Source organism: Aeromonas sp. s7(2024) (assembly GCF_040907825.1).
Classification (GTDB): domain Bacteria; phylum Pseudomonadota; class Gammaproteobacteria; order Enterobacterales; family Aeromonadaceae; genus Aeromonas; species Aeromonas veronii.
This window is the reverse complement of record NZ_JBFOCM010000006.1, coordinates 13,787-40,074: the sequence shown is the minus strand read 5'-3', so window position 1 is coordinate 40,074 and position 26,288 is coordinate 13,787. Positions and strand designations below refer to the sequence as shown.

Below are 26,288 nucleotides of genomic sequence, written 5' to 3'. Positions count from 1 at the left end.
TTTTTCAACAATCGGGTTATCCTTTGTACGCCCATTTTTGCGTCAAAAGCTTCTTGCTATTGACCTGTCAGGGACGTCTGGATTTCGGGTCTTGTATCACTATACAAGGGGCAAGCAACAGATTGCCAACCCTCATAAGGATAAGTTGAAAGTTTTTGGCCGCACCGCGTCCAACGCATCCGCCTACACAACCCAATCTGCGATAGGATTTATTCATGAGTAAGCTGGTTCTTGTTCTTAACTGTGGCAGCTCTTCCCTGAAGTTTGCCGTCATTGACGCAACCACCGGTGATGACCTGCTGTCCGGCCTGGCCGAGTGCTTCAACCTCGACGATGCCCGCATCAAGTGGAAACTGAATGGCGAGAAAGGCAGTGCCGATCTGGGCGCGGGTGCCGCTCACCAGGAAGCGCTGGACTTCATCGTCAACAAGATCCTGCCGCTCAATCCGGAACTGTCCAAGAACCTGATCGCCATCGGTCACCGTGTTGTTCACGGTGGCGAGCGCTTCACCTCTTCCGTTGTCATCTGCGAAGACGTGATCGCCGGCATCGAAGCCGCCGTTCCGTACGCACCGCTGCACAACCCAGCTCACCTGATCGGTATCCGTGAAGCTCGCCGCGTATTCCCGGCGCTGGCTGACAAGAACGTGGCCGTATTCGATACCGCGTTCCACCAGACCATGCCGGAAGAAGCCTTCCTGTACGCCCTGCCCTACAAGCTCTACAAAGAGAACGGCATCCGTCGCTACGGCGCTCACGGCACCAGCCACTACTACATCAGCCTGGAAGCTGCCAAGCAGCTGAACAAGCCGGTTGAAGAGCTGAACATCATCAACTGCCACCTGGGCAACGGCGGTTCCGTCTGCGCCATCAAGAACGGCAAATCCGTTGATACCTCCATGGGTCTGACCCCGCTGGAAGGTCTGGTGATGGGTACCCGCTCCGGCGATCTGGACCCGGCCATCATCTTCTTCCTGCACGACAAGCTGGGCATGAGCGTGGCCGATATCAACACCATGCTGACCAAAGAGTCCGGCCTGCAGGGTCTGACCGAAGTGACCTCCGACTGCCGTTTTGTTGAAGACAACTACGACAGCAAAGAAGAAGCCAAGCGTGCTATGGACGTTTACTGCTATCGCCTGGCCAAGTACATCGGCGCCTACGCTGCCGCCATGGACGGTCGTCTGGACGCCGTTGTTTTCACCGGTGGTATCGGTGAAAACTCCGCCCCGATCCGTGAAATCACCCTGAACAAGCTGAGTCTGCTGGGCTTTGACGTCGATCACGACGCCAACCTGAAGGCTCGTTTCGGCAAGGGTGGTGAGATCACCAAGGCTGGTTCTACTAAGGCCCTGGTAATCCCGACCAACGAAGAGTGGGTTATCGCCCACGACGCGCTGGAACTGGTCGGCGCTTAATTGACGCAGTAACTCGAGGCCGCCCACCAGGGCGGCCTTTTCCTGATCCCAAAAAATGAACAAGGGGTATAAAGTGGCACGCACTATTATGCTTATCCCGGTCGGCACTGGTGTCGGCGTAACTTCCGTGAGTCTGGGCGTTGTTCGCGCCATGGAGCGTCACGGTGTCAATGTCAGCTTCTTCAAACCGGTTGCCCAGCCGCGTCCGGGTGAAACCGGTGCCGAGCGCTCAACCGCCGTTATCCGCGCTGCTGCCAACATCAATCCGCCCGAGCCCTTCACCCTCTCCTACGCCGAGAACATGATCAGCTCCAGCAACACCGACATCCTGCTGGAAGAGATTGTTGCCCGCTTCGAAGAGCACGTGAAATCCAGTGGTGCCGAAGTGCTGGTTGTCGAAGGTATGGTGCCGACCGACAAGCAGCCCTTTGCCAACAAGCTGAACTACGACGTCGCTAAAGCTCTGGATGCCGACATGGTATTCGTGACCCATCCGGGCCATGACTCCAGCCAGAAGCTGAAAGAGCGCATCGAGCTGGCCTGCTCCAACTTCGGTGGTGTCAACAACCCCCGCATCGTTGGCTGCGTGATCAACAAGGTTGGCGCACCGGTTGACGAGCATGGCGTAACCCGCCCTGACCTGACCGAGATGTTCGAAGCCCATCACCACGCTTCTGACGCGGCTCACAACCTGGAAGTGCTGCAAGTATTCGGCAAGAGCCCGCTGCGCATCCTGGGTTGCATCCCCTGGAACACCCAGCTGATCGCCCCGCGCGCCAAGGATCTCGCCAAGCATCTGGCTGCCAAGATCCTGCACAAGGGTGAGCTGGACAGCCGTCGCCTGCAGACCGTGACCTTCTGCGCCCGCTCCATCCACAACATGGTTGAGCACTTCCGTCCGGGTAGCCTGCTGGTCACCTCCGGCGATCGCTCTGACGTCATCGTCTCCGCCTGCCTCTCCGCCATGAACGGCGTCAAGCTGGGCGCCCTGCTGCTGACCGGTAACTATCATCCGGAGCCGCAGGTCATGGCGCTGTGCCAACAGGCCATGGCCACCGGCCTGCCGATCATGATGACCGGCACCAACACTTGGCAGACCGCCGTCAGCCTGCAGAACTTCAACGTCGATATTCCGGAAGATGACCGCGAGCGTATCGAGCTGGTACAGGACTACGTCGCTGGCCACATCGACAAGCACTGGATCGAGTCGCTGACCGTCAGCTCTACCCGTTCCCGTCGTCTGAGCCCGCCGGCATTCCGTTATCAGCTGACCGAGCTGGCCCGTCAGGCCAACAAGCGTGTCGTGCTGCCAGAAGGCGACGAGCCGCGCACCATCAAGGCTGCCGCCATCTGTGCCGAGCGTGGCATAGCCCGTCCGGTGCTGCTGGGTAACCCGGAAGAGATCCGTCGTGTTGCGGAGCAGCAGGGTGTGGTTCTGACCGATCGCGTCGAGATCATCGATCCGGCCGTTGTACGCGAGCGCTATGTGCCGCGTCTGGTCGAGCTGCGCAAGAACAAGGGCATGACCGAAGTGGTTGCCCGCGAGCAGCTGGAAGACAACGTGGTACTGGGTACCATGATGCTGGAGCGCAATGAAGTTGACGGCCTGGTATCCGGCGCGGTGCACACCACTGCCAACACCATCCGTCCGCCGATGCAGATCATCAAGACCGCTCCGGGCTCTTCCCTGATCTCCTCCATCTTCTTCATGCTGCTGCCTGACCAGGTGCTGGTCTACGGTGACTGCGCGATCAACCCGGATCCCACCGCCGAGCAGCTGGCCGAGATCGCCATCCAGTCCGCCGACTCCGCTGCCGCTTTCGGCATCGAGCCGCGCGTCGCCATGATCTCCTACTCTACCGGTACCTCTGGCGCCGGTGCCGATGTAGAGAAAGTGCGTGAAGCGACCGAGCTGGCCAAGGCCAAGCGCCCCGACCTCATCATCGACGGCCCCCTGCAGTACGACGCGGCCATCATGGAGAACGTGGCCAAGTCCAAGGCACCGAACTCACCGGTTGCCGGTAAAGCTACCGTGTTCGTCTTCCCGGACCTGAACACAGGTAACACCACTTACAAAGCGGTGCAGCGTTCCGCTGACCTGGTCTCCATCGGCCCCATGCTGCAAGGCATGCGCAAGCCGGTTAACGACCTCTCCCGTGGTGCCCTGGTTGACGACATCGTCTACACCATCGCCCTGACCGGTATCCAGGCTGCCCAGGCTGACGAACAAGCCTAATCAGCTTTAGTCTGAAAAAACCGATCACAAAGGCTGCTCACCCCAGGTGAGCAGCCTTTTTTATTGGTTCTCTCTTTGAAGACCAGTGAAACATGCCATCCGCACTTTGTTGCGCAGAATAATTCCATCCGGCACCTCCACAACGGTTTGAGCAGAGCATCTCGGAGAAGTTTGCTCGTCAAATCAAAGATGCATCTGAAATACATTCCAGATCATAAGGTTGGCTATACGGCGGCATTCATGGCTAAGCGCTTATAGCAAATCCGCCACCATCGGCATGAGAATTTGACCTGTTAGAAATAGCAGTGAAAAAGACCCGTTCGATACGCTATTTCTCAAACTGCCTACTCGGCAAAATCCAACATCATGGAGGAATGGAAATGCTGATGAAGAAGCTCTCTGCAATCATGCTGCTGGCCTGCTTGCCCCTGTTCAGCCAACCCGTGCTGGCCGCAGATAAGGCAGCACCCAAGCAAACAACCACAGCCGAGGTCGCCAAGGAGACCGGCAAGCTGAACATCAATACGGCCACCCTTGCCGAACTCACCAGCCTGAAAGGGATTGGTGACAAGAAGGCACAAGCCATCGTCGACTATCGGGAAAAACAGGGAAAGTTCACCTCGGTCGATCAGCTGGCGGATGTCAATGGCATTGGCCCGGCCACGCTGGAAGCCAACCGTGACATGATCATCGTCAAATAACGTCCGAGCTCTGCATATACGAATGGGGCAGCCTGTGGCTGCCCCATTTTTCTTGGAGTATCATGGCCGCACTTTAATCCCGCTGGATAGTTTTCCATGAAAAAGACTCCTCTGACAGTTCGCAAGGCCGTGCTCCCGGTAGCCGGTCTGGGTACCCGTATGCTGCCAGCCACCAAGGCCATCCCGAAAGAGATGCTGCCGGTGGTCGACAAACCGCTGATCCAGTACGTAGTGCGCGAAGCCATCGCCGCCGGTATCAAGGAGATCGTGCTGGTCACCCACTCAAGCAAGAACTCCATCGAAAACCACTTCGACAAGAGTTTCGAACTGGAAGCGACCCTCGAGAAGCGGGTCAAGCGTCAGCTGCTGGAAGAGGTGCAACAGATCTGCCCGAAAGACGTCACCATCATGCACGTCCGCCAGGGCGAGGCCAAAGGGCTGGGCCACGCTGTGCTCTGCGCACGCCCGCTGATCGGTGACAACCCGTTTACCGTGCTGCTGCCGGATGTACTGATTGATGAAGTAGCCAGCGACCCGAAAAAAGACAACCTGGCCGAGATGGTGCACATGTTCGAAGAGAACCAGATCAGCCAGATCATGGTGGAAGCGGTTCCCGAGAGCGAAGTGGACAAGTACGGCATCGCCGACATCAAGGGCGAGGCCCTGAGCGAGGGGATGTCCCTGCCGATGCAGGCCATTGTCGAGAAGCCGCCCCGTGACGAAGCCCCCTCCAATCTGGCGGTGGTGGGTCGTTACGTCCTCTCCTCCAATATCTGGCCGCTGCTGGAGAAAACCCCGGCCGGTGCCGGTGACGAGATCCAGCTGACGGACGCCATCGCCATGCTGATGGAGCAGGAGCAAGTCAACGCCTACTTCATGAAGGGCAAGAGCCACGATTGCGGCAGCAAGCTGGGCTACATGAAAGCCAATGTGGAATATGGTGTGCGCCATCACGAGCTGAATGGTGAATTCATCGGCTGGCTGAAGCAGTTCGTCAAGCAGTTGTAATCGCTGATAAATCTGTTTTTTATAGACGTATTTAAGGGGCATCAAATGATGCTCCTTTTTCATTTTTGCAACAAAAAATCAATCAAGAGTAAATAAACTCTCAGCAAATCATAATGTTGTAATTTATTCACACATGCTCTATAAGGATTGAGGCGTGTTTCTCGCCCTTGCATAAAAAACTCAAAAAAATATAAGACACAGGTGGAAGTTCCAATGAATAACCCGTCAAAAGGGACCTTTTTAGGTCACCCTAAAGGGCTTTTTTTGCTCTTTAGTACCGAACTGTGGGAGAGATTCTCCTATTACGGCATGCGTGCCGTGCTGGTGCTCTATCTGACCGACCTGACTGCCAACGGCGGTCTGGGCTGGAGTCAGGCAGATGCCCTCAAACTCTACGGTATCTATACCGGTCTGGTTTATATCACTCCGCTGATCGGCGGCTGGCTGGCTGACACCTTCCTGGGTCAACGTCGCGCCATCCTGATCGGTGCCGTGCTGATGGCCGCAGGTCAGTTCACTCTGGCACTGCCCCACGCCATGTTCCCGGATATGGTCAACACCATGTTCTACGCGGGCCTCGCGCTGCTGATCGTGGGTAATGGCCTGTTCAAACCGAACATATCCACCATGGTGGGTGACCTCTATGAAGAGGGCGATCACCGCCGTGATGGTGCTTTCACCATCTTCTACATGGGTATCAACCTGGGTTCCCTGCTGGCAGGTGTGATCTGTGGTGCTGCCGCTACGGCCTACGGCTGGCAAGCAGCCTTCGTCGGCGCCGGTATCGGTATGCTGCTCTCTCTGGTGATCCAGGCCACCATGGCCCAGCGTTTCCTGGGTGACATCGGTCGCGTCACTGCCGCCCAGCGCGCAGCCGCCCTGCGTACTACCGAGCAGAAAGCACCGCTGACCAAGCAGGAAGTGGATCGCATCAAGGTTATTCTGGTACTGGGTCTGTTCACCATCATCTTCTGGGCCGGTTTCGAGCAGGCCGGTGGTCTGATGAACCTCTACACCCAGGAGTATACCGACCGCATGATCGGCAGCTTCGAAGTGCCGACCGCCTGGTTCCAGTCCCTGAACCCCTTCTTCATTATCACCCTGGCACCGGTCGTTGCGGCTATCTGGATCAAGCTCGGCAAGAAAGAGCCGAACTCTCCGGTGAAATTCGCCATGGGTCTGCTGTTCCTGGCTATCGGCTTCCTGTTCATGGTCGGTGCCGTGCTGCAGCAGGGTGGTGACAACACCGTCAAGACCTCCATGTTCTGGCTGGTTGGCGCATACCTGTTCCACACCCTGGGCGAGCTCTGCCTCTCCCCGATTGGCCTCTCCATGGTGACCAAACTGGCTCCGCTGCGTCTGGCTTCCCTGATGATGGGTGCCTGGTTTGGCTTCGTTGCCCTGGCCAACTACGCTGCGGGCTTTATCGGCTCCTTCGTAGGTGAAGCCGGTCCGATCGCCATCTTCGGTGGCATCGCCCTGGCTGCGATACTGAGCGCCCTGATCCTGCTGACCATGGCCAACCGCCTGGTCTACTGGATGCACGGTGCCGAAGGCCCGGCCAAAGAGCCGCAAGCGCAAGAGAAGAAACTGCAATCCGCCACCGTCTAAACGGTCAGGATTGTAAACAACAAACAGGGCGCCCATCGGCGCCCTGTTTGTTTTGGCCTGTTTATCAGGCGGCATCAGTGATGACGAACCTGCACATCCAGCGAGCCGCCGCTATCGCTGCGAAACTGCAGGGCGAACGGCTCATGCCAGCTGCGTTTGTGCAGGGCGTAGTGGCTGCTGCGCATCAGACCAAGGGGTAGGCCGCCTGAGCGCATCAGCCAGTGGGGAGAAGTGAGCCCTGCGTTGGCAAACACCAGCCCATCATGCTGATCAAACAGCAGCGCCGCCATGGCAAAAGAGTGGCGAAGCCCGGACGCCATCAACTGATGGTTGAGGTAGTCGAGCAACCGGTGCGGCTGGCTCAGCAACCGGCTCTCGTTCTGCTGAAACTGGCGGTAGGGGACGTTCATCAAGGATCGCACCAGCGCACCACTAAATGCCGCATCCGTACCCATGATAGGCAGCTCCATCACCAGCACCAGCAGCTTGTCTTCCACCTTGAAGGTATCGGGAATAAACAACTGCCCCAGCCCCTTGAACGTGACCTGCCAGGGGCCCCACTCCTGCAAGCCCGGCGGCTTGAGCCCCGCCAGCAGGCGGCTGGCCGCCTTGTCGTGGGCACTGAAATAGTCGATGTGACCCATCAGTTCCAACTGCTGCGCCCGGTTGCCGCTGCCGTTGAGGCACTGCTCTATGCTGCGCTCGACCAGCGCATAATCTTCCAGCGGCTTGAGCAGGTAATCACGTGCACCGGCGCGCAGGGCACCAGCCACTGCCTCCATGGTGCTCTGGGCCGAGATGACGATAACCGGGATATCGGGGTAGCGAGCAGAGAGGCAGGCGATCACTTCGTGACCATCCATATTGGGCATGTTGAGATCGCAGAGCACCACATCGGGATGGTAGAGAGCAGCGGCCGACAGACCCTCAATCCCGTCTTCGGCCTGAAAAACCGTTGCCCCGTCCCGTGCGAGGTAACTCACTATCGAGTGGCGAAAAACGGCTTCGTCCTCCACCACTAGGATCCTTAGCCCGGCTCTTAACATCTTGATAAAGCTCTTATTAGTCAATTGGTTATTTAGGTATTAAGACTAGTTCAAAAGTGAGGTATCCGCGGAAACGATGCGTCAAAAATAGACCTTGGTCAGATTCTGAAATACAGATAGCTCTATTAACAACCACATAGCAGTGCCGCATCTCCTCGTTATGTCGCAACCCCATCCGAATTGTGCAAGTGGGCGCCATAAGGGATAATGCCCCCCACTCCAGCTCGTGAAGAAGACCATGACCCCAGCCGAATACAGCGCCCTTGCCCACCCAAGATTGTCCCATCCGGCTCGCAGTCTCTATACCTTGCAGCTGCGCCGACTGGTGCTGGAAAATCAGGCGGCCAGGCTCAACTATCCCGAGCTGGGTCGGGCGCTGGCAGTGGCCGATCCGGGAGATCCCTGCGGCTTCTCGTTTCAGGTCAATGCCCGCCAGCTCACCGAGCTGTTCGATGAACTGATGGAGGCGGGCCTGCTGCAGGTCGAGGCTCAGCCCGAGAGTGAGCACTACCATCAGTGCCCGTTCCAGTTGCCACTGCTGACCCAGAAATTGCGCAGCCCGCTGCCGGAGCGCCCCTTCCAGATGCATCTGCAATGGCGACCGGACGAGGAGCTGCCCGCCCTCGCCCGCCTGTGCGGGGTGATCGATGCCAGCTATAGCGAAGAAGATCTGGGGGAGTTTATCGCCTACTGGCTGGGGCGCCCCGAGGTGTTCGACTCCCAGCATCAATGGATGCTCAAGTTCATTCGCGCCCTCAAGACCCGCCGCTATACCCGTCGCAAGCCGATGGAGGTGCAGGGCTACCAGCAGGTGACGCCGGCCCCGGCAGAGGCGGGCCCCAGCAAACGGGCCCAACAGATGATTGAAGAGGCCAAGCGACTGGCCCAACAGCAGACGCAAGAACCCGCAGCGCAGCAGGAGCCGGATAATGATTGATAGCGGCCCCCGCCTGCAGGCAGAATCAACCCCTTGTCTACCCATCCCTGATCGAGCAGAAGGAGCATTCCATGACTGACCCGCAAGATCCCCTGCGCCAGGAGCTGGAAGAGATCGAAGCCAAGCGCCAGAAGATCGCCAAGGCCAAGCAGGATCACCGCATTCACGACCCGGAATTGAGCCGCCATGTGGGTGGCCTGCTGGAGCGTATTCGTCGCCTGCAACAAGAGACCGGTGGCGGCCAGTATGACTACGAGACCCTGCGCAAGGAGTACGACGCCAAGGCCAACGCCGAGGTGCGCGAGCTGCAGAAGGCAGCCCGTCAGGAGCGGATTCAGAAGCTGATCGCCCAGGCCGACCTCAACCCTGACTGGGTATTTGACAAGATGGATGCCGGTGACCCGGCGCTGCAATACCCCATCGAAACAGCCCGTTACTTTATCAGCGGCTTCGAGCACTGGGAGAAGAGCGGTGGCGGTTGCATGCTGATCTACGGCGACTACGGCACCGGCAAGTCGACCCTGGCGGGAGCGGTAGCGCATGAGCTGATCGCCCGTCACCAGAAATCGGTGATCTTCCAGCAGTGGGCCTCCATCGTCGATCGGCTGTTTTTCAACGTCATCCCCGATCAGGACGAGCGCAACCAGTACCGCCGCGCGCTGGAAGAGGTGGATCTGCTGATCATCGATGAGGTATCGGCCAACCGCGCCAAAATGGCGGAGAGCCAGTCCAGCTTCCTCGGCCACCTGCTGCGCCGTCGTCGCAACCTGTCAAAGAGCGTCATCATCATCACCAACCACACGCCCCAGAGCCTGCATCAGGCGATCGGTGATTTCAGCTATGAGGCGATCAAGGCGTTCAATCCGGTGGATATCCACCTGAGTGGCCCAAGCCGTCGCCCCAGCATCGGCAACTACAACGGCTGATCCCTCCCAAAGAGTGCGAGTCGCTGGCGGCTCGCACTCTCTCCTCCCTGCCAGCTCACAAATAGAAACAACTCTCATTTACAGTAGGCGAACAAGCCACTAGGCTAGCCCCTTTTGCCAAGGGAGCTCATCTATGCCAACCACACTGATTTTCGGAGCCAGCCGCGGGCTGGGCCGCGCCTTTACTCATCACGCCCTGAGCCAGGGTCACCGGGTCGTTGCGCTGGTACGCAACCCCGAGATGGCCACGGAACTGGGGGAGCTGGGGGTCGAAGTGATCGAAGGGGATGCGCTGGATCTGGCTGCGGTGCAGCAGGCATGTGTTCTGGCGGGGCTAGAAGCACAGGTCGTCTCTACCCTCGGCAGCTTCCGTCAAGCCACGCCGGTGGACTATCAGGGCAACCGCCATGTAATCGATGCCATGGAGCAGGCAGGCCTGAAACGGCTGCTGCTGGTCACCTCCCTCGGCTGCGGCGACAGCTGGCAATATCTGCCGGAGCGGGCACGCGCCGCCTTCGGTCACGAGGTGCGTCTCAAGAGTCTGGCGGAGAGCTGGCTGCAGACCAGCGCCCTCGCATGGACCATTCTGCGCCCGGCGGGCCTGCAGGATGGCGACGCCACCAGCCGCGCCGAGCTGAGTCAGGGCAAGGAGGTACACGGACTGGTACGCCGTGCCGATGTGGCCGCCCAAGGGCTGCGTCTGCTGGCAGATGAGACGGCGGTGGGGCAGATCTACGCCATCGGGGATCCCACGCTCCAGCGTGGCTAAAGCAGCAGTAAAACCGCTTAACCCCACCACATAACAAAACGGTCAGCCCAAGGGCTGACCGTTTTCACTTTACCGCACACGCCATCTCACGGGCGCTTGCACCATCCCGCTTAACCGGCGGTCGTTTCACTCTGCACGACTGACGGGCGAGCAACCGGCAACGACTGCTGCCGCCAGCGCAGCAACAGGCAAGCCAGCGCGCCGTAGAGCAGCGCCAGACCCCATAGTTGCCACCAGTAACGGGAAACCTGCGCAAAGTCGGCCCCCATCTGGTTAAGGCGCAGAAAACCCTCGATGGCGGGGATAGTGGGCACCCACTGAGCCAGCCAGTTGAGAGGCGCCGGGATCAGCTCGAGCGGCCAGATAAAGCCCGCCAGAAAAACCAGCGGCAGGGAGGAGATCAGCACCACCTGAGTCGGCAGATCCCGCCGGGTAAATATCGCGCCGAGCACCACGCCAAACCAGCAGGTCGCCAGCAGGAATGGCAGGGCGAACAGCCAAAGCTGCACAGGGTCAGCATGGCGAGCGATGTTGTAGTGATCGAAGCAGAAGCCGAGGAAGTAGCTCACCGGCAGCAGGAACAACCCCGCCAGCACCAGGGTTCTGGCCAGCAGCAGCGGCAACACCGGCGCGCTTTGCCAATAACCATGCTCGCCGCGGCAGCTGCGCTGGTTCTGGGTCGCCCCCAGGATCCCCGCCCCCATCAGCAGTACCTGATGGAGGATCAGCACGAACACCGCCGGCACCACGTAATTCACATAGCCCATGGTGGGGTTGAACACCGGCACCACGTTGAGGGCCACCGCATTCCAGCCCATGGCCGCTTGTGGTAGCGCCTCGCCGTGGCTCAACAGCCGCGCCACCTTCACCTGCGCGGCGAGAGTGCCACCGGCCTGCGCCAGTCCTTCGGCAATGGTGCCGTAGACCAGAAAGTAGGAGGCATCACCGGCATAGCTCAGGGTGACGCTCTTGCCCAGTATCAGATCCCGATAGAAGTGGTTGGGGATGTGCAGGATCCCGCTCGCCTCCCCGGCCATCATCAGCTGGCGCGCCTCGGCCAGCGAATTGGCCCGCGCAACCAGCTTCACCTGCGGCGTGGCATCGGCCATAAACTCCAGCTGACGGGACAACTGACTGCCATCCTCGTTGACCACCACCACCGCCTCTTCCCGCGGCAGCTGATGCAGATAGGGCTGGGGATAGAGAAACGAGTAGAAGACCACCCCGCCAAACAGGGTGAGCATGATGGCGCGATCCGCCAGCAGGGTGCGCAGCTCTAGGCGCAACAGATCGACAAATCCCAGCATCACTCAGGCTCCTTTTCGGCGCTCGCCACTGCGGCTGATTGACGGGCCAGCTCGGCCTGCTGCTTGTAACGGCGTACCACCAGCAGCAGGGGGAGCAGGAACAGCAGCAGCGCCCCCAGTTGCGGCAACGCCGATGCGAGAGGCAGACCGTAGTTGCTCTGACCAATCTGCAGCTCCACATAGTGAGAGACCGGCAACAGGCTGCGCCAGAAGCGGGCGAAATCCCCCATGGCGCTCACCGGAAAGGTGACCCCCATAAAGGCGAAACCGGGCGCAGTGTAAGCCCCCGCCAGCGACAGGGCACGGGCCGGATCCCGAATGATGCCGTAGAAAAAGGCCCCCATGGTGACGCAGGCCGCCGAGGCGAGCCCCAGACCCACCACCAGCACCAGCCAGCTGCCGTGCATGGGGTAGGAGAAGCCCTTGAACAGCAGCAGTGTCCAGACAATTCCCCACCCCCAGCCAATCAGCACGTGGGGCAGCAGGGTGCGCCAGAGACCAAACCAGACACCGCGTGTGGTCCAGTCCAGTCCCAGCCGATCGGTACGGGCCAGCGCATTGAGGCCGAACAGCACCACCAGGATCTGCCATACGGCTGGCAGAATGGCGCTCAACAGAAACTGGGCGTAGCTGGAGTTGAGGTTATAGAGCGCAGTGACCTGACTGCTGATAGGCACCGACTGCCCGAGCGCGCCGGGCAATGCCTTGCCGTCGGCCATCGCCTCCAGCACACCGACCTGACCGTTGAGAGTGCCTACCACCTGCGCCAGTGCCGAGTTAACCAGCTTGGCGATGAGGATGAGCTGGCCGTTGTTGAACACAGTCACCTGCGGCTGGGTGCCCTGACGAGCATCTCGCTCCAGATGGTTGGGGATCACCACCAGCGCATAGATATCGCCACCGCGCAGGGCGCGCGCCCCGGCATCGATGGAGTCGAACTGTTGCGCCACCTTGAGCCCGGCCGAGCCATTCAGCGAGAAGGCGAGCTGGCGCGACAGCACGCTGTGGTCGAGATCCACCAGCCCCACCTTGAGGTCGCGGGCCAATCCTGCCGAGAAGATCCAGCAGAGGATCCCCATCAGCAGCAGCGGCACCCAGCTCATCAGGGCACGGCTGAATGGATCCTGCCACAGCAGCCGAAATTCACGTCCCATCAGAGTTCAACCAGCACACTCATGCCAACCCGCAGCCCCTCAACCGGTTGCAGCGGGCGAGCCTCCACTTGGAAGCTCTTCATATCGAAACCCTGACGGGTATCGGTAGCACGCCAAGTGGCGAAATCCCCCATCACGGCCACATGGGTCACCTTGAAGCGCACCATCTGATCGCCAAGGCCCGGGATGCGGGCATCGAACTCGGTACCGACCGGGAAGCGGGGCAGTAGATCCTCGCGCACGTGGAACTGGGCCCAGGCATCACTCATATCGAGCAGGGTCACAACCGGGAAGCCTTGCGGCGCCAGCTCGCCGCTACGCAGCAACACCTGACTCACTTCACCATTGTGGGGACTGGTGATGCGGGTGTCGGCCAGATAGGCCTCAACCTCGGCCACGGAACCGGCCGCCATTTTGGCCTTCTCGCGGGCGGCGATCTTGGTCTCTTCCCGCGCCCCTTCCAACGCCATCTGGTACTGCTGCCACGCCATCCCTTCGCTGTAGCGGGCGGCTTGCCAGGCAGTCCAGGCCTCGTCGCGTTTTTGGAGCGGCATTACGCCGTCGCGGTGCAGACTGGCAACCCGCTCATAGGTCTTGCCACGCAGCTGGGCGGCAGCCTTGGCTTTTTGCCACTGATCCTTGGCAGCGGCGATCTGCTGGGCTCGGGCCCCTTTCTCGGCCTCTTGCGCCAGCGCACCCGCAGCGGCCTCACCGGCCTTGGCCTGGCTCAGCTTGGCTTCAATCTCGGGGCTCGCCAGGGTAAAGACCAGCTGCTCCTTGGTCAGCTGATCGCCCTTTTTAACCAGCACCTCGTCGATGCGGCCCGGCACCTTGGAGGAGACCGAATATTGCTGCGCTTCAATCTGCCCTTGCAGATGCACCGGCTCGGGCTGATAGGCGAGCCAGAAACGCCAGCCGAGCCAGACCACCAAGATAACCAGCGCCAATGGCAACAACAGCGGTTTACCCTGGCTCATCTTCTTTTTGATGGGGGGATGGCTCATCACTTCACCTCGACAAACGGGCGACCCTTGGCGGTCGAAACAGAGATAGAAAAAGGCACGAATCGGATGGCGATCATGAGTTCACCTCGATCACCTGACCGTGCTGATATTGATTGAAACTGTTCATCTGGCCGGAGAGCGCCAGCAGACGAGCCAGCGACACCACATATTGATAAGCCGCCGCCGCGCGCTGGGTCTTGACCCCCGCCAGCTGGTTCCGGGCATCCACCACATCGAGTGACGTGGAGAGCCCCTGCCCGAAGGCCTTGTCCCGCAGCAGCACGTTCTCCTCGGCCAGCGCCTGGGTGGAAGAGAGGGATTGATACTCCTCCAACCCCTGCGCCGCTTCGCGCCAGGTCTTCTCTACCAGCAACTCCAGATCCTGGCGGGTCTTGGCTTGCAGCAGATTGACCTGCAGCTCGGCGCTCTTGGCGGCCTGCACCGTCTCGGAGCGGCCATCGCGGCTCACCAGCGGCATGCTGACACCCACCCCCACCAGCCAGTCCGGCGCAGTCTTGGAAGCGAGCGAATCATCTTCATAGAGGTTGTAGTTGCCGAACAGGAACACCTCGGGGGCATATTTGCCCTGCTCGACCCGGATCAGCCCCTTGGCCTGCTCCTTCTTGGCAGTGAGCAGCTTGAGACCGGGGTGCACCTCCAGGGTCTGGCTCACCAACCCCTCGAGGCGCGGCAGCTCCTTGTTGACGAACAGGCCGCTGCCCGGCTGGGCATTTGGCAACTTCAGCATGCGGCCGAGGGCCAGTTCGGCGATCTCGAGGCTGCGGCGCGCCTTCTGGGTATCGATGCGCGCTCTGTCATAGGCCGACTGGGCCGAGAGGCGCTCCACCCTGGCGATCTGGCCCTGCGCTTCGAGCTTCTTGGCGTGATCCAGATGGTGGGCCAGCCCCTCTTCGATCTCCTGTTTGGTCTGCACCACCTGAGCAGCCAGCACCACGCCGAAATAGGTCTGGGAGAGGCTCTCGAAGGTGGATTGCTGCTTGAGCACCAGCAGCTGCTGCGCCTCGCTCACCTGTGCCTGGCGGATATCCTGCGCCGCATCGATGCGACCACCGGCAAAGAGCGGCCAGAGCATCTTGACCGAGCTGGTCACCACATTCTGTTTGGTCAGGGGCGTTACAAATGCGTTGGCCCCGACCCCGAACAGACTGCCGAGCGCCAGGATCAGATCCTTCTGCTTGGCCAGCGGATTGAGATCGAGGGCATCAAGTTCAATCGGCTGATCAAGATGGGTATAGCTGGCCCCCAGATCCACCTTGGGCAGATACATGTCCTTGGCCGCCTCGCGCAGCTGCTTGGCCCGATCGACCCCGGCCTGCTCGGCAGCCAGCCCTTCATCCTGCTGGATGACCCGGGTCCAGGCTTCGCCAAAACTGATGGTTTGCGCCTGCGCCGACCCCAGCACGGCCCCCATCAGACACGGCCAGAGTGATTTAATGAACCTTGACGTCATAGATCCCCAATCCGCTTTTGTTGCATAAATGTGTGGAGCATTTGCTCGACTTAAGCCCGCTATCATAACGCAAAGCGGGCCTGCAAGTGGACTGACAATTATGCAGGCGTCCGACCCGAATGGTACAGCGCTCACTCTCCGGCAATCTGGCCGTTTTTCAATAACTCCAGAATTTGCAAGCCTTGGCGCGACGTTTTTTTCAGAAAAAAATGGCTGACGCTCAAATACTAACCTTTTCTCCTGCCTAAAAAATGCGTAATATACGCCGCCCTAAGCCGATGGTAACCGTGGAATGCAGATAGGTCCCCACACGCTTGAAACTCCCTTGATTGTTGCTCCCATGGCCGGTGTAACTGACCGACCATTCCGTGAACTTTGTTTGCGATTGGGGGCTGGCATGGCCGTTTCCGAGATGCTGCTGGCCAACCCGGATGTCTGGGATACCCAGAAAACCCGGATGAGGATGGATCACTCTGCAGAAGGCGGATTGCGATCGGTCCAGATTGCCGGAGCCGACCCCGAGATGATGGCGTTTGCTGCCCGCTACAACGTGGAGCAGGGCGCACAGATCGTCGACATCAACATGGGATGTCCGGCAAAAAAAGTGAATAAGAAGTTGGCAGGTTCTGCCCTTCTGCGTGCCCCCGATCAGGTCAAAGCAATTTGCCAGGCCGTGGTGGATGCAGTGGAGGTGCCTGTCACCTTGAAGATCCGCACAGGATGGGATCCGGATAACCGCAATGGCGTGGAGATCGCCCGAATCGCCGAAGATTGCGGTATCGCGGCCCTTGCCGTGCATGGTCGTACCCGTGCCTGCCTCTACAAGGGCGAAGCGGAATACGACACGATCAGGGCGATTAAGCAGGCCGTATCGATTCCTGTTGTCGCCAATGGTGACATCAACAGCCCGGAGAAAGCCCGGTATGTCCTCGACTATACCGGTGTTGACGCCGTGATGATCGGCCGAGCTGCGCAAGGACGACCCTGGATTTTCCGGGAAATCCGTCATTTTCTTGAGACGGGCACCAAGCTGCCGCCTCCCGAGAGGGAAGAGGTTCGCACCCTGATGAACGAGCATGTAACCAACCTGCACCGGTTTTATGGTGCATATCTGGGAGCGCGCATAGCCCGTAAACACGTGGGCTGGTATCTGGATGAAGAAGAGACGGGCCGAGAATTCCGTAAGCACTTCAATGCCCTGGATTGCGCAGACGCGCAACTTGAGGCACTCGAAGCGTATTTCGATGGATTAGGTTAACAAGATAACTAAAGAGCCGACCGAATATGTTCGAACAAACCCTGACTTCTGATGCATTGGTAACAACTACTCACAATCACGCTGCCGAGCCGACCCAGCGCCCCCTGCGTGACTCTGTGCAACAGGCCCTGCGTAACTACCTGGCCCAGTTGAACGGTCAGGAAGTGATTGATCTGTACGATATGGTTCTCTCCGAAGTCGAAGCGCCGATGCTGGACGTGATCATGCAGTACACCCGTGGTAACCAGACTCGCGCTGCCGTGATGATGGGTATCAACCGTGGCACCCTGCGCAAGAAGCTCAAGCGTTACGGCATGAACTGATTGCTGGCCGCGAGCCGCGACGGCGGTTCAAGGCAGATGCGAAAGGCGCCAGGTAGCAATACCTGGCGCCTTTCCTTTATGCTCTCCCCTCCATTTCACCATGACGACCCCGATGAACCGCACTCCTCTGCTGCTGATGGTACTGGTCACCCTGCTGGCCGCCGCTGGCTGGCTCTTCTCGAAAGAGGCGATCCGCGAACTGCCCCCCGCCGCCTTTATCGGCAGCCGCTTTCTACTGGCCGCCCTGCTGTTGCTGCCCCTCGCCTGGCTGCGTGAACCGCCGCCGACCCGCGCCCAACTGGTGCGCGCCGCCGGCTGCGGCACATTGCTCGGCGCCAGCCTGCTGCTGTGGGTCATCGCCATCAGCCAGAGCGATGCGCTGGGCAGCGGCGCCTTTATCATGAGCGTCGCGACCCTGATGGCCCCACTGGCCGCCTGGGGAGCCTTTCGGGCCAAGCCTGGCCGCCACTACTGGCTCACCCTGCCCATCGCCATCGCCGGTTTGCTGCTGCTCTCCAGCAGTACCCACTGGGGCGTGTCGCTCTCGCTGTTCTGGTTTCTGGCGGCGGCCACCACCCTCGGCATCCAGCTTGCCGTCCATCGCCACTTCGCCCAATCCATTGCCCCGGCCTGGCTCACCTGCATCCAGCTGGTGATGACCGGCCTGCTCGGCACCCTGCTCTCCCTGCTGACCGAACAGTGGCCCGAGGCTGGAGTCAGCCACGGCATCTGGGGCTGGTTTGTGGCGAGCGTGTTGATCGCCACCACATTGCGCTACTGGCTGCTCACCCATGCGTTGAGCAAGATGACCACCGCCCACGCCGCCCTGATGATGCTGCTGGAACCGGTCTGGACTCTGCTGCTGAGCACCCTCTTCTACAACGAACCCCTCGGCGGCGCCAAACTGGCCGGTGCCGGATTGGTGCTCGGTGCCCTGGTGCTCTACCAGCTTCCCCTGCTGCTGCGTAGTCGCACGCTGAAACCGTGCGGATGAAACAACCAACGAAAAGGGGCCTGCAGTTGCAAGCCCCTTTTGTTGCATTGTCACGGCGACCTGCTTGGGGCCATGTTCTCGGCTCGACCCTGTGCGTCAGCTCCCTTCTTGAATTTCCCCAGGTCGCCAGTTAGCGGCTGGAAAGAGCAAGCTTGATCCCGAGTCCGACAAACAGGGTACCGATGCCCCGGTTGAGCCAGCGGCCGAGATGCTGTGACAACCGTACCCTGTGGCTGGCATAGACGGTGGTAAAGACCAGCAGGTGACACCAGATGATGCCGCCCAGATTGAAGATGCAGCCGAGCAGGATAAAGGCGAACGCTTTGTCGGGGGCATCCGGAGCGATGAACTGGGGCACGAAGGCGAGAAAAAAGAGCGCCACCTTGGGGTTGAGCACATTGGTCAGCACTCCCTGCCGGTAAATCTGGCCATAGCCGAGGGCTGGCAGGGTGGCCCCTCTCTCCATTGTACCCGTAGCCTGCTGGCGCAGCAGGGAGACCCCCAGATAGATGAGGTAGATAGCGCCAGCCAGCTTGATGAGGGCAAACAGTTCGGCCGACGCGCTGAGCAGGGCCGACAGACCGAGGGCCGCCGCCAGCACATGCACCATGACACCGGTGCCAATGCCCAACGTCGCGACCGAACCGGCACGCCACCCTTGCGAGCCGCTGCGCAGCATGACCAGCAGGGAGTCGGGTCCCGGCATGATATTGAGCAGCAACCCCGAGACCATAAACAGTGCAAGATCATGAATACCGAACATCCCCCCTCCCCTCGTAAAGAAAAACCAAACAAAAAGGGCTCCGCAGAGCCCTCTTTCCTTTCACTCTGCGGCAGCTGACGCATCATCAGCTGTCCCGCCAGCCATCAGGGCCGCAACGCCTTGTCCGCCCGGGAGATACCGCAGACGCCGGAGCGCACCACTTCGATGATCTCGTTGGTCTGGGCGGCAGTCTTGATAAAGGCATCCAGCTTCTCGCTGGTACCCACCAGCTGTACCGTGTACTGCTCGGGGGTGACGTCGACAATCTGGCCACGGAAGATATCCGCCAGCCGTTTCAGCTCGTCACGGGCGCCACCGGCGGCGCGCGCCTTGACCAGCGCGATCTCCCGCTCGATATGCTCCCCTTCGCTCAGGTCGCACACCTTGAGCACATCCACCAGCTTGTGCAGCTGCTTCTGGATCTGCTCCAGCACCCGCTCGTCACCCATGGTGACTATGGTCATGCGCGACAGGGTGGGATCCTCGGTCGGCGCCACCGTCAGGGTCTCGATGTTGTAGCCGCGCTGGGAGAAGAGACCCACCACGCGGCTCAGGGCGCCGGATTCGTTCTCCAGCAGTACTGAAATGATGTGTCTCATGATATTTCCCCCGCCTTGCTCAGCCACATCTCGTCCTTGATGGAACCAAACTTGAGCTCCTTGAGCACGACCGAAATAATATGTTCCATCGTCAGGTTCTCTCCGTTTTGCTCAGCCACATCTCATCCATGGCGCCAAACTTGATCTGCATCGGATAGACGTGCTCATCCGGGTCGACCGAGATATCCATGAACACCAGCCGATCCTTCATGGCGAAGGCCTTCTCCATGGCGCTCTCCAGCTCGGCCGGATCACTCACCGCGATGCCGACATGGCCGTAGGCTTCCGCCAGTTTGACGAAGTCCGGCAGGGACTCCATGTAGGAGTGGCTGTGACGACCGCCGTAGAACATCTTCTGCCACTGCTTGACCATGCCCAGCGCACGGTTGTTGATGGAGATGATCTTGATGGGCACCCCGTACTGCATGCAGGTGGAGAGCTCCTGAATGTTCATCTGCACCGAGCCATCGCCGGTGACGCAGCAGACCACCGCATCAGGGTTGGCAAACTGGGCCCCCATGGCGGCAGGAATGCCGAAGCCCATAGTGCCTAGGCCCCCTGAGTTGATCCACTGGCGCGGTTTGGCAAACGGGTAGTAGAGGGCAGCAAACATCTGGTGCTGGCCCACATCGGAGGCGACGAACGCCTGACCCTGAGTCACTTTGTAGAGGGTCTCGATAACCTGTTGCGGCTTGATCTGGGTGGCCGACTTTTCGTAGGCCAGACAGTGACGAGAGCGCCACTGGTTGATCTGGCTCCACCAGTCCGCCAGCGCCTCCTTGTCGTTATCGAAGCCACACTCGCGGATCACTTCCAACATCTGCTCCAGCACAGTTTCCACCGAGCCAACGATGGGCACATGGGCCTGCACCGTCTTGGAGATGGAGGTGGGGTCGATATCGATATGAACCACGGTGGCATTGGGGCAGAACTTGGCCACGTTGTTGGTGACGCGGTCATCGAAGCGGGCACCCACGGCGAAGATGAGATCCGCGTTGTGCATGGTCTTGTTGGCTTCGAAGGTGCCGTGCATCCCCAGCATACCGATAAATTGCGGATGAACACCGGAGAAGGCCCCCAGCCCCATCAGGGTGGTGGTCACCGGCAGGTTCAGCAGCTCCGCCAGCTTGGTCACCAGATGGTCCGCATTGGCGTTGATGGCGCCACCGCCCACGTACATCACCGGGCGCTGGGCTTCTACCAGCAGCTTGGCTGCCCGCTTGATCTGCCCTTTATGGCCAGACTTGGTCGGGTTGTAGGAGCGCAGGGAGACCGTCTCGGGATACTGGTAGGGGAATTTCTCTTTCGGGTTCTGCACATCTTTGGGCAGATCCACCACCACCGGCCCCGGGCGGCCGCTGGCGGCAATGTAGTAGGCCTTCTTGATGGCCTCGGGAATATCGCTCGCCTTCTTGCACAGGAAGCTGTGCTTCACCACTGGGCGGGAGATACCGATCATGTCGGTCTCCTGGAACGCATCCTCACCGATCATGCTGGTCGGCACCTGGCCGGAGAGGATCACCAGCGGAATGGAATCCATATAGGCGGTGGCAATACCGGTAATGCAGTTGGTCGCTCCCGGGCCTGACGTTACCAGCACAGTCCCCACCTTGCCGGTGGAACGGGCGTAACCGTCAGCCATGTGAACCGCGGCTTGCTCGTGCCGCACCAAAACATGCTCCATCTTGCCGTTTTCGAAGAGAGCGTCATAGATGTCGAGCACTGAGCCACCAGGGTAGCCGAAGACGTGCTCAACTCCCTGATCTTCCAGCGCTCTAACCACCATCTGGGCGCCTGATAACATCTCCATGATAAAGCCCTCCAGGCTTTGCTCCGTTTAGCGAATCCCGCCGACGATGCCGTGCTTCCCGGCACGGCCCGATCCGTTTCTTGTTGTTATCTGAATGCAGATCGGTCCAATTCAGCCCCGTCGACAGTAGAAAAAAAGGATTTTTCCATCATTCACCCGAAAATAGGGTGAAAAACCAACTTAACCCGCTTCATAACGCTTGTCCACGGCTTTATCTGACCAGAACAGTCATACATTTCAATCGGCTATTAACATTCAATGACTTGCCGTAGCGACCATGAGACAAAAGGGAAGGAAGTCGGGGAATGGCCAGCGGATCATTCCGCTGAGGGGAAAAACAGCCACAAAAAAGCCCACCGCTCAGCGGTGGGCTTGATGCCGAATGATGACTCAGTTCTCCTGATCCGGCTCCGCCAGCCAGATCTGCTGATCCGGATCGGTCTCTTCACTGACCGAGATGCTGACCCCCATATCGAGCAACTCGTGCAGGGTGAGATTGTCAGCCAGGTTCATGACTTCGCCGTTTTCATTGGTAAAGCGCATTTGCTCCGTCCTCTCCTTGGTGGGATCGCCTTTCAGTCTAGTCAACAACGCTCACTTGCGATAACCAGCAACTGGATAAACAGTCGCCCCCATCCAGCTCGCTCAGGCGATCACTTACCTCCTCCGGAAACAGGGTGCGCGCCCAGAGCCGCCGCGACAGAGAGGCCACGCTCTCGTCGGCTCCCGCCGCCAGCCAGCGGGCCAGCTCCCCCGCTACATCGGGGTAACAGACAGCCCCCGGCGAGGCGCTGTCTAGCCAGGTACGCACCAGATTGGCGTCGAGCACATCCATCAGGGTCGCCAGCCCCATCATCTCGAGCGTCTTGCCATTAGTCAGCTGCTCGAACTGACCGCCGAGGGGTTTGACCAGCAGCTTCTTGCCGAGGGTGAGCGCCTCGGAAGCGAGCTCGAAACCCGCGTTGGATATAACGCCGCGACAACCGGCCAGAACGGCGATAAATCCGTGCCGCGATGGCGGTTCGAAGCGCAGGTTGCGCCATTGGCTGGGGGTGCGAATGGCGGGGTGAAAGCAGACAAAGCGCTGCTGACCAAAACGCGACAACAGGGCAGCAATCGCCTCGGTCTGCTCGAACGGCAGATAGACCAGGATCTCGCCGTTATCCGGCGCAGCGGCGATAGGGTCGATCACCGGCGGCAACAAGGGGTGACCGAAGTGAAACCAGTGCAGCCCGAGCGGCTGATCCACCGGGGCAAAGTGGCGCATCAGCTGGCGGCTGACCCCATCCTCCCCCCAGCGCGGAATGGGCCAGTTGAAGCTGGCCTGATGACTGACGGTGAGGCTCGGCTTGCCATAGCGGCGGGCGGCGTGGGCGGTCAGCGGCTCAAAATCGCTCACCACCAGATCGTATTCGCTGCAATCGAGAGACCGCAGATCCCGCCAGAAGGTGAGCGGCGAGGCGGCTTGCAGGGTGCGCCATGGAGAAACTCGCCCCTCGTGACTGACAAAAGTGAGGCCGGGAAAGGCGCGGTAGGCGCCAAACTCCTCCATGTCGAAGTAGCGGTCGGCGGGGCGGCCGCTAAAGAGATAATCCACCTCGACCCCTGCTGTGCGCAGCGCCCGCGCCAGGGTGCGACTGCGACTGATATGACCGTTGCCGGTGCCTTGCACCCCAAACAGTATCCTCATGGGTGGCTCCAGCTGAGCGCCAGCACGGCGCAACCACCACCCAGCAGGGCACCGGCCACCAGATCACTCAGGTAGTGTACCCCGAGCAGCAACCGGGATGCCCCCACCAGCGCCGCCCAGCCAAACAGCAGGGGCGCCCAGAGCGGAAAGCCGGTGGCCAGTATGGTGGCCATCAGAAAAGCGGCAGCGGTGTGACCGGAGGGGAGGCTGTAACGATCGGAAGGAGTGATAAAGACCGGCAAGCCGACCGGCCGTTGCCGTTTCAGGCTGTTTTTCAGCAGCAGATAGAGGGGCAGTTCGATGGCGAAGGCGAGCAGCGCCAGTCGCACCAGCTCCCGCTCTGCCTCCCCCTGCCACCAGAGCAGGGCGGCCAGCACGGCGTAAAGCGGGCCATCGCCGGTGCGGGAAATGAGACGACTCACCCTCGCCTGCTGCCGGTTGTAGCCGTGAAGCAGGCAGACCCGGCACACCTGCAGGTCCCATTGCTGGATCTTGTTCATATCCCCTCCTTCCCTGAATTCTGCTTGCAGAGTAAGAAAGCGGGATGACGTTACGTTGAACAAGGGATAACAGATTTATGAAAAAAGGGCCGAATGGCCCTTTTTAATCTCGATGTTGCGGCAAAATCAGTGGCTGCCGCGCAGACCGGTCTCCATCAGACGGCAGTTGTGGTCCGCCAGACGGGCCATGAAGTGCTCATCCACTTTCAGGCCAAACACCTGCTCGTAGAGATCTTTCATCACGAACGGCTGCCACATCATGCTGAGGAAGGAGATCTTCAGCATGTCGGGATCCAGGTTGTCACCCAGCTCGCCGTTGGACTTCATGGTTTCCAGCAGGGCATCGAACTGCGGCAGCTGGCGTTCCAGCAGGCGGTTCAGCACAAAATCCCGGCCCGGGCTCTTCTCGGTCGACAATGCGCTGGAGATGGCAGAGGTCAGCTCGCTGTTGGGCGCCATCACCTGATAGTAGGTGTTGAGCAGCTCGTTGAGGCTGTGATTGCTGTGTTCATCTTGCCAGGCATGGTCGAGGGGCTCGGCGACATCGCCCAACACAGCTTTGTAAAGACCCTCTTTACTGCCGAAGTAGTAGTGGATCATTGCCAGATTGGAGCCAGCAAGCTCCGCGATTTCGCGTGTAGTCACCTTGCTATAGGGAGTATTGAGAAAACGCTCACGGGCGGCAGCAAGCAACTTGTCACGAATGTCAGAACGTCCGACCGGACGACCAGGTCTACGTTTTTCCATTTAACACCTCAGATAATTCAGCCAATGCTGATAAGTCGATCTGGTTGTGCAGAGAATAGAGCACAGCAGGAATGACCAGATAATCGGTCATGGGCCGAATATGGGACAAGGAAATTTGCAATCCTTTACAATCCGATTAAATACGCCAGCAGATTGCCCCTGACCTTCCGTGTTGACACAGCATAAAAATCTCGATATTGGTAAAAGCGTTATCGACTGGAAGGAAAAACAACGTCATGCGTATCGCCACCCCGCTACTACTAATCTCCCTAATCGCGTTAACTCGCGCGGGATCCTTGTAGCCGGGCTAAGGCATAGCCGGAATTTACAAAAACCCGTGCACCCTGCACGGGTTTTTTTATGCCGCCGCAGGATGCACGTTACCGAACTTAGGAAGAGGGAAGTCACATGTCAGATCGGGTCATCATATTCGACACCACCTTGCGTGATGGTGAGCAGGCCCTGGCGGCCAGTTTGACAGTCAAGGAGAAGCTGCAGATCGCCCAGGCACTGGAGCGGCTCGGTGTCGACGTCATGGAGGTGGGCTTCCCGGTCTCTTCTCCCGGCGATTTTCAATCGGTGCAGACCATCGCCCGCCACATCAAGAACAGCCGGGTCTGCGCCCTCGCCCGCGCCCTGCCCAAGGATATCGACGCCGCTGGCGAAGCCTTGAAAGTGGCAGAGGCGTTTCGCATCCATACCTTCATCTCCACCTCCTCCATTCACGTGGAGAGCAAGCTGAAAAAGAGCTTCGAAGACGTGCTGGAGATGGGAGTCGGCGCCATCAAGTACGCCTTGCGCTACACCGATGACGTGGAGTTCTCCTGCGAGGATGCGGGCCGCACGCCGATCGATAATCTCTGCCGCATGGTGGAGGCCGCCATCAAGGCTGGCGCCCGCACCATCAATATCCCGGATACCGTGGGCTATACGGTACCAACCGAGTTCTCCGGCATCATCCACACCCTGTTCAACCGGGTCCCCAACATCGACAAGGCCATCATCTCGGTCCACTGTCACGACGATCTGGGACTCTCGGTGGCCAACTCCATCGGCGCGGTGCAGATGGGGGCCCGCCAGATCGAGTGCACCATCAACGGCATCGGCGAGCGGGCGGGCAACTGCTCGCTGGAAGAGGTGGCGATGATCCTCAAAACCCGCGCCGACCTGCTCGGGGTGCAAACCAATATCCGCCACAACGAAATTCATCGCACCAGCACCCTCGTCAGCCAGCTGTGCAATATGCCGGTGCAGCCCAACAAGGCGATCGTCGGGGCCAACGCCTTCTCCCACAGCTCCGGCATCCATCAGGATGGGGTGCTCAAGGCGAAAAACACTTACGAAATCATCACCCCCGAGAGCATTGGCCTGACCCAGAACAACCTCAACATGACCTCCCGCTCCGGCCGCCATGTCATCAAGCACCGGATGGAGTCTATGGGTTATGCCGAGAGCAGCTACGACCTCGACCACCTCTACGGCAAGTTCCTGACCCTGGCCGACAAGAAGGGGCAGGTGTTCGACTACGACCTCGAAGCGCTGGCCTTCTTCAGCCAGATCCACGAAGAGCCCGAGCACTTCAAACTGGAGTACCTCGGGGTGCAGAGCGGCAGCTCGGTACTGGCCACCGCCTCGGTCAAATTGAAGGTGGGACAGGATCTGATCTGCGAAGCGGCTACCGGCAACGGCCCGGTGGATGCGGTCTACCAGTGCATCAACCGCATCACAGGTTATGAGATCCGTATCGACAAATATGCCCTCAAGAGCAAGGGTGAAGGGGAAGATGCCCTCGGTCAGGTCGATATCGTCGCCGAGTACAAGGGGCGCAAATTCCACGGCATGGGGCTGGCCACCGACATCATCGAATCCTCGGCCCACGCTCTGCTCCATGTGATCAACAGCATCTGGCGCGCCGATCAGGTAGCCGAGCAGATGGAACGCAATAACAGCATCAAATCAGAAACCGTCTGAGCAGGACTCGCAGCCACACAGACGGCATGGAATGACAACATCAGG

At 59.6% G+C, this 26,288-nt stretch carries 24 protein-coding genes; 12 read left to right on the top strand and 12 right to left on the bottom strand.

What is annotated here, in order from left to right:
* Window positions 1-215 precede the first annotated feature (215 nt).
* The 5 genes from AB5Y73_RS01020 to AB5Y73_RS01000 all read left to right on the top strand — a co-directional run bounded on the left by AB5Y73_RS01020 (window position 216) and on the right by AB5Y73_RS01000 (window position 6,974).
* Complete coding sequence (locus tag AB5Y73_RS01020; RefSeq protein ID WP_279499315.1) at window positions 216-1,418, top strand: acetate kinase; 1,203 nt, start codon at window positions 216-218, stop codon at window positions 1,416-1,418.
* Window positions 1,419-1,473: 55 nt separating this feature from the next.
* Entirely contained in the window at window positions 1,474-3,654 is a 2,181-nt protein-coding gene (gene pta / locus AB5Y73_RS01015; RefSeq protein ID WP_005339119.1) for a phosphate acetyltransferase, read from the top strand.
* A 380-nt stretch (window positions 3,655-4,034) separates the two neighbouring features.
* Window positions 4,035-4,355 carry a ComEA family DNA-binding protein gene (locus AB5Y73_RS01010; RefSeq protein WP_107682607.1) on the top strand — a complete coding sequence of 107 codons (321 nt, stop codon included), beginning with the start codon at window positions 4,035-4,037 and terminating at the stop codon, window positions 4,353-4,355.
* 96 nt (window positions 4,356-4,451) lie between these two features.
* Window positions 4,452-5,363, top strand: coding sequence for a UTP--glucose-1-phosphate uridylyltransferase GalU (gene galU / locus AB5Y73_RS01005; protein ID WP_107682608.1), 912 nt, complete (start codon window positions 4,452-4,454; stop codon window positions 5,361-5,363).
* Between the two features lie 213 nt (window positions 5,364-5,576).
* Window positions 5,577-6,974, top strand: coding sequence for a peptide MFS transporter (locus AB5Y73_RS01000; protein WP_040065012.1), 1,398 nt, complete (start codon window positions 5,577-5,579; stop codon window positions 6,972-6,974).
* A 74-nt stretch (window positions 6,975-7,048) separates the two neighbouring features.
* Here AB5Y73_RS01000 and AB5Y73_RS00995 read toward each other — a convergent pair whose 3' ends face one another.
* Window positions 7,049-8,020 (bottom strand): response regulator, encoded by a 972-nt coding sequence (locus AB5Y73_RS00995; protein WP_107682609.1) that lies wholly within the window; start codon window positions 8,018-8,020, stop codon window positions 7,049-7,051.
* A 238-nt stretch (window positions 8,021-8,258) separates the two neighbouring features.
* Here AB5Y73_RS00995 and AB5Y73_RS00990 point away from each other — a divergent pair, with 238 nt between their 5' ends.
* From AB5Y73_RS00990 to AB5Y73_RS00980, 3 genes are all read left to right on the top strand, one after another.
* Window positions 8,259-8,957, top strand: a complete 699-nt coding sequence (locus AB5Y73_RS00990) for a DnaT-like ssDNA-binding domain-containing protein (protein ID WP_107682610.1) — start codon at window positions 8,259-8,261, stop codon at window positions 8,955-8,957.
* A 71-nt stretch (window positions 8,958-9,028) separates the two neighbouring features.
* Window positions 9,029-9,883 (top strand): DnaA/Hda family protein, encoded by an 855-nt coding sequence (locus AB5Y73_RS00985; protein ID WP_005349200.1) that lies wholly within the window; start codon window positions 9,029-9,031, stop codon window positions 9,881-9,883.
* A 133-nt stretch (window positions 9,884-10,016) separates the two neighbouring features.
* The gene (locus AB5Y73_RS00980) at window positions 10,017-10,652 is read left to right on the top strand and encodes an NAD(P)-dependent oxidoreductase (protein WP_107682611.1); all 636 of its coding nucleotides are present in this window, start codon (window positions 10,017-10,019) and stop codon (window positions 10,650-10,652) included.
* Window positions 10,653-10,762: 110 nt separating this feature from the next.
* Here the strand turns inward: AB5Y73_RS00980 and AB5Y73_RS00975 are convergent, their stop codons facing one another.
* The 4 genes from AB5Y73_RS00975 to AB5Y73_RS00960 all read right to left on the bottom strand — a co-directional run bounded on the left by AB5Y73_RS00975 (window position 10,763) and on the right by AB5Y73_RS00960 (window position 15,588).
* Window positions 10,763-11,959: an ABC transporter permease gene (locus AB5Y73_RS00975; protein WP_107682612.1), complete on the bottom strand. Its 1,197-nt coding sequence runs from the start codon at window positions 11,957-11,959 to the stop codon at window positions 10,763-10,765.
* The gene (locus tag AB5Y73_RS00970) at window positions 11,959-13,113 is read right to left on the bottom strand and encodes an ABC transporter permease (RefSeq protein WP_107682613.1); all 1,155 of its coding nucleotides are present in this window, start codon (window positions 13,111-13,113) and stop codon (window positions 11,959-11,961) included. Before AB5Y73_RS00970 ends, AB5Y73_RS00975 begins: the two co-directional genes overlap by 1 nt.
* Complete coding sequence (locus AB5Y73_RS00965) at window positions 13,113-14,117, bottom strand: HlyD family secretion protein (protein ID WP_107682614.1); 1,005 nt, start codon at window positions 14,115-14,117, stop codon at window positions 13,113-13,115. The genes AB5Y73_RS00970 and AB5Y73_RS00965 overlap by 1 nt, the downstream gene beginning before the upstream one ends.
* A gap of 73 nt (window positions 14,118-14,190) precedes the next feature.
* Window positions 14,191-15,588, bottom strand: coding sequence for a TolC family protein (locus tag AB5Y73_RS00960; protein WP_162895402.1), 1,398 nt, complete (start codon window positions 15,586-15,588; stop codon window positions 14,191-14,193).
* A gap of 292 nt (window positions 15,589-15,880) precedes the next feature.
* On the opposite strand from AB5Y73_RS00960, the gene dusB reads away from it, so the two are divergent.
* From dusB to AB5Y73_RS00945, 3 genes are all read left to right on the top strand, one after another.
* Window positions 15,881-16,846: a tRNA dihydrouridine synthase DusB gene (dusB, locus tag AB5Y73_RS00955; protein ID WP_040064999.1), complete on the top strand. Its 966-nt coding sequence runs from the start codon at window positions 15,881-15,883 to the stop codon at window positions 16,844-16,846.
* 26 nt (window positions 16,847-16,872) lie between these two features.
* On the top strand, window positions 16,873-17,169 hold the full coding sequence (gene fis / locus AB5Y73_RS00950; RefSeq protein WP_005309538.1) for a DNA-binding transcriptional regulator Fis: 297 nt from the start codon (window positions 16,873-16,875) through the stop codon (window positions 17,167-17,169).
* A 112-nt stretch (window positions 17,170-17,281) separates the two neighbouring features.
* Entirely contained in the window at window positions 17,282-18,163 is an 882-nt protein-coding gene (locus AB5Y73_RS00945; RefSeq protein WP_107682646.1) for a DMT family transporter, read from the top strand.
* Window positions 18,164-18,293: 130 nt separating this feature from the next.
* On the opposite strand, the gene AB5Y73_RS00940 is transcribed toward AB5Y73_RS00945, so the two are convergent.
* The 7 genes from AB5Y73_RS00940 to AB5Y73_RS00910 form a co-directional block, all read right to left on the bottom strand.
* Complete coding sequence (locus AB5Y73_RS00940; RefSeq protein WP_107682647.1) at window positions 18,294-18,926, bottom strand: LysE family translocator; 633 nt, start codon at window positions 18,924-18,926, stop codon at window positions 18,294-18,296.
* 104 nt (window positions 18,927-19,030) lie between these two features.
* Window positions 19,031-19,525, bottom strand: coding sequence for an acetolactate synthase small subunit (ilvN, locus tag AB5Y73_RS00935; protein WP_005311605.1), 495 nt, complete (start codon window positions 19,523-19,525; stop codon window positions 19,031-19,033).
* A gap of 91 nt (window positions 19,526-19,616) precedes the next feature.
* Window positions 19,617-21,335: an acetolactate synthase 3 large subunit gene (locus AB5Y73_RS00930; protein ID WP_005339146.1), complete on the bottom strand. Its 1,719-nt coding sequence runs from the start codon at window positions 21,333-21,335 to the stop codon at window positions 19,617-19,619.
* A 390-nt stretch (window positions 21,336-21,725) separates the two neighbouring features.
* The gene (locus AB5Y73_RS00925; protein ID WP_005339147.1) at window positions 21,726-21,878 is read right to left on the bottom strand and encodes a hypothetical protein; all 153 of its coding nucleotides are present in this window, start codon (window positions 21,876-21,878) and stop codon (window positions 21,726-21,728) included.
* Window positions 21,879-21,915: 37 nt separating this feature from the next.
* Window positions 21,916-23,025, bottom strand: a complete 1,110-nt coding sequence (locus tag AB5Y73_RS00920) for an MJ1255/VC2487 family glycosyltransferase (protein WP_005349173.1) — start codon at window positions 23,023-23,025, stop codon at window positions 21,916-21,918.
* Window positions 23,022-23,525: a phosphatase PAP2 family protein gene (locus tag AB5Y73_RS00915; protein WP_042080526.1), complete on the bottom strand. Its 504-nt coding sequence runs from the start codon at window positions 23,523-23,525 to the stop codon at window positions 23,022-23,024. The genes AB5Y73_RS00920 and AB5Y73_RS00915 overlap by 4 nt, the downstream gene beginning before the upstream one ends.
* Window positions 23,526-23,651: 126 nt before the next feature.
* Window positions 23,652-24,272 (bottom strand): TetR/AcrR family transcriptional regulator, encoded by a 621-nt coding sequence (locus AB5Y73_RS00910; RefSeq protein WP_005349170.1) that lies wholly within the window; start codon window positions 24,270-24,272, stop codon window positions 23,652-23,654.
* Window positions 24,273-24,680: 408 nt separating this feature from the next.
* On the opposite strand from AB5Y73_RS00910, the gene leuA reads away from it, so the two are divergent.
* Window positions 24,681-26,243 (top strand): 2-isopropylmalate synthase, encoded by a 1,563-nt coding sequence (leuA, locus tag AB5Y73_RS00905; protein WP_107682649.1) that lies wholly within the window; start codon window positions 24,681-24,683, stop codon window positions 26,241-26,243.
* Window positions 26,244-26,288 lie beyond the last annotated feature (45 nt).